General features: G+C 70.5%; 11 protein-coding genes and 1 tRNA gene. 7 read left to right on the top strand and 5 right to left on the bottom strand.

All coding sequences use genetic code 11. The features are described from left to right. Position 1 precedes the first annotated feature (1 nt). Positions 2-754, bottom strand: coding sequence for a 3-deoxy-D-manno-octulosonic acid kinase (locus tag AB5T46_RS18125; protein ID WP_370565484.1), 753 nt, complete (start codon positions 752-754; stop codon positions 2-4). Between the two features lie 21 nt (positions 755-775). Here AB5T46_RS18125 and AB5T46_RS18130 point away from each other — a divergent pair, with 21 nt between their 5' ends. Together AB5T46_RS18130 and AB5T46_RS18135 are read left to right on the top strand one after the other, a co-directional pair. Then, positions 776-1,843 (top strand): glycosyltransferase family 9 protein, encoded by a 1,068-nt coding sequence (locus AB5T46_RS18130; RefSeq protein ID WP_370565485.1) that lies wholly within the window; start codon positions 776-778, stop codon positions 1,841-1,843. A gap of 84 nt (positions 1,844-1,927) precedes the next feature. Continuing rightward, the gene (locus tag AB5T46_RS18135) at positions 1,928-2,407 is read left to right on the top strand and encodes a DUF1203 domain-containing protein (protein WP_370565486.1); all 480 of its coding nucleotides are present in this window, start codon (positions 1,928-1,930) and stop codon (positions 2,405-2,407) included. A 57-nt stretch (positions 2,408-2,464) separates the two neighbouring features. On the opposite strand, the gene AB5T46_RS18140 is transcribed toward AB5T46_RS18135, so the two are convergent. Next, positions 2,465-2,872, bottom strand: coding sequence for a DUF6165 family protein (locus AB5T46_RS18140; RefSeq protein ID WP_370565487.1), 408 nt, complete (start codon positions 2,870-2,872; stop codon positions 2,465-2,467). Positions 2,873-2,990: 118 nt separating this feature from the next. Between AB5T46_RS18140 and AB5T46_RS18145 the strand changes: the two genes are divergently transcribed. Beyond that, positions 2,991-3,081 (top strand) — tRNA-Ser (locus AB5T46_RS18145). Positions 3,082-3,309: 228 nt separating this feature from the next. Further along, positions 3,310-4,014, top strand: coding sequence for a PP2C family protein-serine/threonine phosphatase (locus AB5T46_RS18150; protein ID WP_370565488.1), 705 nt, complete (start codon positions 3,310-3,312; stop codon positions 4,012-4,014). Between the two features lie 197 nt (positions 4,015-4,211). Here the strand turns inward: AB5T46_RS18150 and dnaQ are convergent, their stop codons facing one another. Genes dnaQ through AB5T46_RS18165 form a run of 3 tightly spaced genes read right to left on the bottom strand, consistent with a single transcriptional unit; the run spans position 4,212 to position 6,135 of the window. Next, complete coding sequence (dnaQ, locus tag AB5T46_RS18155) at positions 4,212-4,961, bottom strand: DNA polymerase III subunit epsilon (protein ID WP_370565489.1); 750 nt, start codon at positions 4,959-4,961, stop codon at positions 4,212-4,214. Positions 4,962-4,993: 32 nt separating this feature from the next. After that, positions 4,994-5,476, bottom strand: coding sequence for a ribonuclease HI (gene rnhA, locus AB5T46_RS18160; protein WP_370565497.1), 483 nt, complete (start codon positions 5,474-5,476; stop codon positions 4,994-4,996). A 5-nt stretch (positions 5,477-5,481) separates the two neighbouring features. Then, positions 5,482-6,135, bottom strand: coding sequence for a methyltransferase domain-containing protein (locus AB5T46_RS18165; protein ID WP_370565490.1), 654 nt, complete (start codon positions 6,133-6,135; stop codon positions 5,482-5,484). A 39-nt stretch (positions 6,136-6,174) separates the two neighbouring features. On the opposite strand from AB5T46_RS18165, the gene gloB reads away from it, so the two are divergent. The 3 genes from gloB to AB5T46_RS18180 are packed head-to-tail and all read left to right on the top strand — an operon-like array spanning position 6,175 to position 9,064. Then, the gene (gloB, locus tag AB5T46_RS18170; RefSeq protein ID WP_370565491.1) at positions 6,175-6,939 is read left to right on the top strand and encodes a hydroxyacylglutathione hydrolase; all 765 of its coding nucleotides are present in this window, start codon (positions 6,175-6,177) and stop codon (positions 6,937-6,939) included. Beyond that, positions 6,936-8,240 carry a lytic transglycosylase domain-containing protein gene (locus AB5T46_RS18175; RefSeq protein ID WP_370565492.1) on the top strand — a complete coding sequence of 435 codons (1,305 nt, stop codon included), beginning with the start codon at positions 6,936-6,938 and terminating at the stop codon, positions 8,238-8,240. Before gloB ends, AB5T46_RS18175 begins: the two co-directional genes overlap by 4 nt. Before the next feature lie 32 nt (positions 8,241-8,272). Beyond that, positions 8,273-9,064 (top strand): enoyl-ACP reductase FabI, encoded by a 792-nt coding sequence (locus tag AB5T46_RS18180; RefSeq protein WP_370565493.1) that lies wholly within the window; start codon positions 8,273-8,275, stop codon positions 9,062-9,064. Positions 9,065-9,235: the final 171 nt, after the last annotated feature.

Here is a 9,235-nt window from a genome sequence, read left to right on the forward strand (position 1 = left end):
CTCAATATCCCCTCGCCCAGCGGGCATCGTAGGCGGCGCGCAGGCGGGCGAAATCGGCGCGTACCGCCTCGGCCGGGCGCTCGCCGCGCAGCTTCAGCAGCGAACGCTCGAGCCGGGCGAGGTTGCGCGAACGCCAGCCGGTCTCCGGCAGCCGCCGGCGGCCGAGGTCCAGGTCGATCAGCCAGCCCTTGCCGGCGGCGTCGAAGAGGATGTTGTGGGCGTTGAGATCGGCATGGTCGAGGCCGGCGCGGTGGAAGCGCGCGATCAGGCGGCCGGTTTCCTGCCAGGGCGCATCGCCTGCCGCCACCGCCACGCGGTCGGCGAACGAGCGCACGCCGTCCAGGCGCCGGACCAGGACCGCAGCGCGGTAGAACAGGCCGCCGCGAACGTAGCGCGACGCCAGCGGCTCCGCCACCGGCAGCCCTTCGCGATGCAGGTCGCGGGTCAGCCGGAACTCGGCGAAGCTGCGCACCCGGGCGCTGCCGCGCCACAGGTGCGCATCGCGGCTCACGCGCGCCGCCAGGCCGCCGCGCAGGTAATGGCGCAACACCGCCGAACCGAACGGACCATCCACGAACCACGCACCACCGCGACCGCCGCTGTCGACCGGCCGCGCGCGTTCGCCCCAGAACCCCGGATCGAACCAGCCCGGCTCGACTTGCCGCGCCAACGCGGCGTCGCTCAGAATCGATCCGTATCCGCCGCCTTCATCGCGGAACGGCGTCAGGCTTTCGCTGGCGTCGAATCTGACCATTCAACGAGTCTAGCAAGCCGCATGGCCCCGACCTCCCCGCCGCCATCGCCGTCCGCGCCGCGCTCGCTCTGCCTGCTGCGGCTTTCGGCCCTGGGCGACGTGACCCACGTGCTGCCGCTGATCCATACCTTGCGGCAGGCCTGGCCGGAGACCGCGCTCACCTGGGTCATCGGCAAGGGCGAACAGCGGCTGCTGGACGGCCTGCCCGGGGTCGAGTTCATGGTCTACGATAAGCAATCCGGCCTGGCCGGCATGCGCGCACTGCGGCATGCGCTGGCCGAACGCCGCTTCGACGCCCTGCTGCAGATGCAGGTCGCCGCCCGCGCCAACCTGCTGTCGGCGTTCGTGCCGGCGCGGCGCCGGATCGGCTACGACCGCTCGCGCTCGAAGGACCTGCACGGCCTGTTCGTGAACGAACGCATTCCCGACCGTCCGGACATCCATGTGCTCGACGCGATCGGCAGCTTCTGCGAGCCGCTGGGGCTGAAACAGACGCAGGTGGCCTGGAACCTGCCGGTCCCCGACGACGCCCGCGACTGGGCGCATGCGCAGTGGCCCGACGACGGCACCGCCACCCTGCTGATCTCGCCCTGCTCCAGCCACGTGCTGCGCAACTGGCGCGCCGAGCGCTATGCCGCGGTCGCCGACCACGCCGCGGCGAGAGGCTGGCGCATCGTGTTGTGCGGCGGCCGCAGCGCACTGGAGCGCGAAACCGCCGACGCGATCCTCGCCGCGATGCGCGCGCCGGCGCTGGACCTGGTCGGCAAGGACACCTTGAAGCAACTGCCGGCGCTGCTGGCGCGCGCGGACCTGGTGATGACGCCAGACTCCGGACCGATGCACATCGCCAACGCCATGGGGGCGAAGGTGCTCGGCCTGCACGCCGCCAGCAATCCCGAGCGCAGCGGCCCGTACTCCGACCGCCGCTATTGCGTGGACCGCTACGACGCCGCCGCGCGCAGGTATCTCGACAAGCCGGCAAGCGAGTTGCGCTGGGGCACCAAGATCGAGCACGAGGGCGTGATGGACCTGGTGACCGTGGAGGATGCGATCGCGGCGTTCGAACGCTACGTCGGCGACCGCCAGTAGCGGCGGCACTGCGATGTCCGGAAACGGCGAGACCCGCGCCGCGCGCACCGCGAGCATGACGGCCTACCCGACACCGACCATGCCATGACCTCCCGCGATGCGTTCCGCCTCACCGCCCTGCCCGCCGAATCCTTCGCCCCGCTATTCGCGCTGGACGCCAACGCCCTGGCCGAACGCCGCATCCAGAGGCTGGCCGCGGACGGTCCCGGCTATTTCTGCCGCGTCGGCCTGGGCCACGTCGGGACCGGAAGCGATCTTCTCCTGCTCTCCTACGAACACCATCCGGCCGCGTCGCCCTACCGCGCGTCGGGTCCGATCTTCGTCGGTCATGCGGCCGCGCGGGCGCATCCCGCGCCGGGAGAGATCCCGGGCGCGATGCGGCCGGGACTGTTCGCGGTCAAGGCCTACGACGCGCAGGGCGACATCATCAATGCCGACGTCGCCGAAGGCGCGGCGCTGGAATCGCAGATCGCGCGTTTCCTGCGGCGCCCGGACACCGAATTCCTGCACCTGCATTTCGCGCGGCGCGGCTGTTACGCCTGCCGCGTCGAGCGGGTGGACTGATCCGGGAAAGCGACACCGGCACGACCATGGCGGCGGCCGGCGGCGGCCGCCACCGGCTCAGGGCGTCGAGCCGGTGCGGTAGTCCTGGTACGACTTTTCCTCGACGTAGGACGAGCCCAGCGCCAGGTTGATCTCCTTCTTGATGCGCGCGCGCTCGTCGTTCTCGAAGTAGACGCTGCGGGCGAGGCGGATGAACTCCTCGTCGAAGGCCTGCGCCTTCTCCTTGACGCGGATGTCGTCCTCGATCTCCCACAGCCGCTCGTTCACCGTCTTGAGCTCGGCGCGAAGCCTGGCGATGTCGTGCCCGGCCGCCGGGTGCGCCATCCAGGTCTCTTCCAGCGCCGCCAACTCCTTGCGCACGTTGGCGAGCTTGCCCGTATCGCTGATGCGCTCGGACTTGATCTGCAGGATGGCGATCTTGTCGAGCAGTTCACCGAACGAGACGGGCACGGAAATTTCGGACATGACGAGACTGAACCTGGATGATGGGAACAGCCCGCAGTGTAACGCCGCCGGCTTGTCCGTCGCCTGACCGGCCCGTATCATGACCGCCCCCGGCGCTTCCTGGCGCCGGACGCCGTTCGGAGAGGTGGCAGAGCGGTTGAATGTACCTGACTCGAAATCAGGCAGGCGTTAATAGCGCCTCGGGGGTTCGAATCCCCCCCTCTCCGCCAGATACGCAAAGCGCCCCGCACGGGGCGTTTTGCGTATCTGAAGAATCGCCACCGCCATTTCATGAGCGCGGTCACCTTCCCAGAACGACTCTGCTAGGGTAGTTTCATGCCCGCCACCCGCACGGAACGGACGTGCCCAAAGCGCCCTCTCCCCTCGTTGGCCGTCCAGGTCACGACGCTGCGTTTGCCACATCGGGGGGGCCGATACCGGCCGGATACAGGACGCGCATGATCGAGTTCGGACACCTGACCCATGTCGGCCTGCGGCGCGAGCTGAACGAAGATACCTATTACGGCGACGCCGAGCTCGGCCTGTGGCTGGTGGCCGACGGCATGGGCGGACACGAGTACGGCGAGGTGGCCAGCGCACTGGCGCGCGAGACCGTGGTGCGCGAAACCCGCCAGGGGACGCCGCTGGTGCAGGCGATCCGGATCGCCGACGAGGAGATCATCCGCGCCTCGCGGCAGCGTCACGACTCCCTGCCCATGGGCACCACGGTGGTCGCCGCGCGCGTGACCGGCAACCGCTTCGAGGTGGCCTGGGTCGGCGACAGCCGGGTCTACCTGTGGCACGCCGGCAAGCTGGTGCAGCTGTCGCAGGATCACAGCTACGTGCAGGAACTGATTTCGCAGGGCACGATCAGCGTCGACCAGGCGCGGCACCATCCGCACCGCAACGTCGTCACCCAGGCACTGGGCGTGACCGACCCGCAGTCGTTGAACGTCGAGACCATGACCGGCGAATGGCTGCCGGGCATGCAGCTGCTGCTGTGCAGCGACGGACTGACCGAGGAAGTGGACGATGCCGGCATCGCCCGGGTACTGGCCCATGGCGAGTGCAGCGCCCAGGAATGCGTGGACGGCCTGGTCGCGGCGGCGCTCGACGGCGGCGGCTCCGACAACGTGACCGTGGTGCTGGTGCGCCGGCACTAGGAGCGAGGAACGAGTGGAGAGAAACGAGAAACGAGTGGACCGGGCGCCGGGGCTTTTCGTCTGAACTCGTTCTCTCGTTCCTTGCCCGCTCCGGTGGAGACGATGAATGTCGATTCGGCCGGGAGTCCGTTGACGCGCAACAGCACCTGGCGACCACTGCGGTGCAACGCGACCCGCCCGGAGAGCGTCAATAAGCCCTAGGACAGCGCCGACTCCGGCTCCGCGACCGAATCCGGCACGACAACGGAAACCACGTCCCATACGCAATGCCCCGCCTTGACGCGGACCGTTTCCAGTCGCGCGGCGTGCAGGGCGAGTTCCGCCTCCGGCACCATCACCCGCGGCCGCGGCCCCAGGCCCGTCGTGGGCAGCGCGACGGCGGCGGCCCGACCGGCATCCGCGGCCGGGCTGGCGAAGCCGATCTCGCTCTGGCCCGCGGTCAGCGCCAGGTAGACCTCGGCCAGCAACTGCGCGTCGAGCAACGCGCCGTGCAGCTGCCGGTGCGCATTGTCCACGCCGAGGCGCTTGCACAGCGCATCGAGCGAATTGCGCTGACCGGGATAGCGCTGCCGCGCCAGGTCGAGGGAATCCTCGACCATCGCGTGGTCGCGGATGCGGCCGTAGCGCTCGCCGCAGCGCGCCAGCTCGGAATCGAGAAAGCCGACGTCGAACGCGGCGTTGTGGATCACCAGCTCGGCGCCGTCGATGAAGGCCAGGAACTCGTCGACGACCGCGGCGAACAGCGGTTTGTCGGCGAGGAATTCGCGGGTGAGGCCGGTGACCTCCTGCGCACCCGGTTCGAAATCGCGTTCGGGATTGATGTAGCGCTGGAACGTGCGCCCGGTCGGGCGGCGCTCCTGCAGCTCGACGCATCCGATCTCGACCACGCGGTTGCCCTTCTTCCATTCCAGGCCCGTGGTCTCGGTGTCGAGGACGATCTGTCGCATCTGTCGTTCTGTCCGCCTTGTGTCGTCGATGCTCAGGATAACCGCGCTCCGTCGCAGATGCCGGGACCGGGCAGGCGGCCGGCCTTGATCAGCTCGGCCTGCGTGCGCGCGAGTGCATCGACGCGCTCGTTGTCGGGATCGCCGGAATGGCCTTTCACCCAGCGCCAGTCGATGCGGTGCCTCAGGGTCGCCGCCTGCAGGCGTTGCCACAGGTCCTGGTTCTTCACCGCGCCGCCGCCTGCGGTGCGCCAGTTGCGGCGCAGCCAGTTCGGCAGCCATTCGGTGATGCCTTTGCGCACGTACTGTGAATCGGTGTGGAGGACCACGCTGCACGGCGCGGTCAGCGCCTCCAGCGCACTGATCGCGGCCATCAGTTCCATACGGTTGTTGGTGGTCAACGCCTCGCCGCCGACCAGCTCCTTCTCCTGCGTGCGGTAGCGCAGCAGCGCCGCCCAGCCGCCCGGTCCCGGATTGCCGAGACAGGCGCCGTCGGTGTGGACCTCGACCGCCTTCATCGCGCTCATCCCGCCGCCGCACGCTGCGGGATGCGCAATCCGGCCCTGCGCCGGATCGGCGTCAGCGGCACCACGCGCCGCTCCGCGCGCAGCGCATAGGCGGCGCACAGGCCGGGGCCGTTGCCTGCGACATCGCGCACCTCCACCTTCCAGCGCGGGCCGACGCCCTGCGACACCGCTTCGGGCGCCAGGCCGGCATCGCGCATGCGCCGCCGCCAGGTGAGCGGCTCGCTGGCGCGCAGGTCGTGCCCGCGCCAGCGCCAGCGATAGGGAGACAGCGGATTGAGGGCGAACAGCCAGAGCCGGCCGCCCGGGACCAGCACCCGGGCGCACTCGTCGAGCAGGGCCGCCGCCTGCTCGCGCGACGCCGGCACGTGCTGCAGGACCACGGTGCCGACCGACTCGTTCGCCAGGGGCAGCGGCAGCGCACAGCGCAGGGCGCCGTCCCAGCCGCCATCGCGGACGCGCAGGCAGACCCCGCGGCCGCAGGCGTCCGCCCGCTGCGGGACCGGTGCCAGCCACAACCACGGCGGCCCCGGTCGCTGGCCCAGCGCCTGCCTCACCAGGCCCGCCTCGCTATCGATGAGCGCCTGTCCCGGCGGGGAAGCGAACCAGTCGCTGGGCGTGCCGGGTTGACCGGCCGGTGAAATCGCGGGCATGGTCGCCATTCTAACGGCTGTCCCGCGAGGTCGACCCGGATGCAGCTGCAATCGCTGCCGGCGCTGTCCGACAACTACATCTGGACGCTCGCCGGCGCGGACGGGCGGGCGCTGGTGATCGATCCGGGCGAAGCCGCGCCGGTGCTGGCCGCGGCCGGTCAAGGGCTGCGGCCGGGCGCCATCCTGCTGACCCATCACCACCACGACCACGTCGGCGGAGTGCCGGAACTGCTGCGGCGCTGGCCCGGGCTGCCGGTCTACGGGCCGGACGACGACCGCATCGCCACGGTCAGCCACCGCGTCGGCGACGGCGACCGCATCGAACTGGCGCAATGGCGCTTCGACGTGCTGGCGGTACCGGGTCACACCCTGAGCCACATCGCCTTCCATGGGCATGGCCATCTGTTCTGCGGCGACACCTTGTTCAGTCTGGGTTGCGGTCGGCTGTTCGAGGGTACCCCGGCGCAGATGCTCGGCTCGCTCGACCGGCTGGCCGCCCTGCCGGGCGCGACCCGCGTCTGCTGCGGACACGAATACACCCGGGACAACGCCGCGTTCGCACGCGTCGTGGAACCCGGAAACGAGGCGCTGGAGCGCCGCAGCGAGGACATCCAGGCCATGCGCGACCGCGGACAGCCGACCCTGCCGAGCACCCTGGCCGACGAGACGGCCTGCAATCCGTTCCTGCGCATCGACGTGCCGGCGGTACGCGATGCGGTGGCGGCGCACGCGCGGGGCGAAGCTCAGGATCGCGTCACCCTGTTCGCCGCGCTGCGGCGCTGGAAGGACGGTTTCCGGGCATGACGGGGCCGCGCCTGGCGCTCTGGCTGTCGCTCGCCGCGTGCTGGCTCTGGCTGCCGTCATCGACGGCAGCTGCCGCCGAACCCGCGACGCCCGCCGATACCGCCACCGCTCCCGCCGTGGCCGCGGCCGTGGCACCGGCCGCCGATCCCGTCGCCCGCAACGGCAGCGAGATCTTCGCCAGCTTCCGCGATGGGCTGTCCGATCCCGAATGCACCGCCGAACCCAGCGAGCGCTGGCGCCGGCATTTCTCCCACGTGCCGGACGACCTGGCCGCCGAGCCGGGCAGGCTGCTGCCGCTGTTCGGCTACGTCGTCGACGCGCTGCGCGCCTCGCACCTGCCGACCGAATACGCGCTGATCCCCTTCGTCGAAAGCGGCTACCGCCCCGGCGCCCGCAGTCCGTCGGGGCCAGCCGGGCTGTGGCAGTTCATCGCGGTGACCGCGCGCAAGCACAAGGTCGCGATCCGCCCCGGCTACGACGGCCGCCTGTCTCCGGTCGATTCCACCCAGGCCGCGGTGCGCTACCTGCGCACCCTGCACGGCATGTTCGCCGGCGACTGGCGGCTGGCGGTGATGGGCTACAACGCCGGCGAGTACCGCGTGTTCGGAGCGCTCAAGGCGGCCGGCCAGCGGGCGATGGACGCCGAGCCGGAAAAACTCGCCGTCCCCCGCATCACCCAGGCGTACGTCCGCAAGCTGCAGGCCCTGTCCTGCCTGCTGGTCGAGGCCGGCGGGCGCGAGGACTGGCTGCGGGCGATCGACCGTCGCGTCCCGGTACTGACCGCGACCACCCTGCCCGCCGACGCCGCCCATCTCGACACCTGGGCGCGGCGGCACGGGCACGATGTCGCCCAGGTCCGCCGCTTCAATCCGGTCTTCGCCGACGGACGCGTCGCCCGCGCCGATCGGGGTTTGCGGGTGCTGGTGCCGGCCCAGGCAGCCGATCCGGCGGTCGCGGCGGTGGAAACGGCCCGGTCGACGATGTCCGCCCCGCTTCCCGGTGGCGAGGCGGAGACTGCCGAAAACACCGAAAGCACAGCGCTGTCCGGCTTCGTCGCCGACGCCAGCGCGCTGGTCGCCGAGACTGGGGTGGCGGACCCCCCGGCACCGCGCACGCACGTGGTCGCGAGGGGCGAGTCGATCTGGCGCATCGCCCGCCGTTACGGAATCGACAGCGCGCGACTGCTGGCACGCAACGGGTTGGGCGCCGCCAGCGTGCTGCACCCCGGCATGACCCTGCTGATCGACGACGAGCCCGCATCCCGGCCCGCGCACGCCGGGGCTGCGCCCGTGGCAAAATAGAACGCTTCGCTCGGAACCGCGGGAAGAAATCCATGGGTTTTCTGCAAGGCAAGCGCGCCCTGATCACCGGCATCGCCAGCCAACGCTCGATCGCCAACGGCATCGCCGAGGCGATGCACCGCGAAGGCGCCGAACTGGCATTCACCTACCAGAACGACAAGCTGCGATCGCGCGTCGAAGAAGTCGCGCAGAAGGTGGGTTCGGAGATCGTGCTGCCGCTCGACGTGGCCGACGACGCCCAGATCGATGCCCTGTTCGCCGGGCTCGGCCAGCATTGGAGCGACGGCTTCGACATTCTGGTGCACGCGATCGCGTACGCGCCGCGCGAGGCCATCACCGGCCAGTTCCTCGACGGCCTGACCCGGGAGAACTTCGCGATCGCGCAGGACATCTCCGCGTATTCGCTCGCTGCGCTGGCCAAGGCCGCGCGTCCGCAGATGTCGGGCCGCGGGCACGGCGCGATCCTCACCCTGAGCTACCTGGGCGCCGAGCGCGCACTGCGCAGCTACAACGTGATGGGCGTGGCCAAGGCCAGCCTGGAAGCGACGGTGCGCTACCTCGCGCTGAACCTCGGGCCGGAGGGCACCCGCGTCAACGCGATCTCCGCCGGCCCGATCAAGACGCTGGCGGCGGCCGGCATCGGCGGCTTCCGCAAGATCCTGGGGCACGTGGAGGCGGAGGCGCCGCTGCGCCGCACCGTCACCATCGAGGACGTCGGCAACGTCGCCGCGTTCCTGTGTTCGGACCTCGCCTCCGGCGTCACCGGCGAGGTGACGTACGTGGATGCCGGCTACAACATCCTGGGCATGACCGGAATCGAGTAAGCCGATCCAACATCATGCACCGTAGAGCGGAGCTTGCTCCGCTGCCTTCGGCCTTGGTCGGCTCCGGAGCCCGTGCAGCGGAGCAAGCTCCGCTCTACGGATACCGGAGCACGGGCCACGCCCCTAGGGCCTGTTAACGCTTCCCGAGCAGGTCGCGCCGGGCCTGAGGGT

Source organism: Luteimonas salinilitoris, from assembly GCF_041300785.1.
GTDB lineage: Bacteria > Pseudomonadota > Gammaproteobacteria > Xanthomonadales > Xanthomonadaceae > Luteimonas > Luteimonas salinilitoris.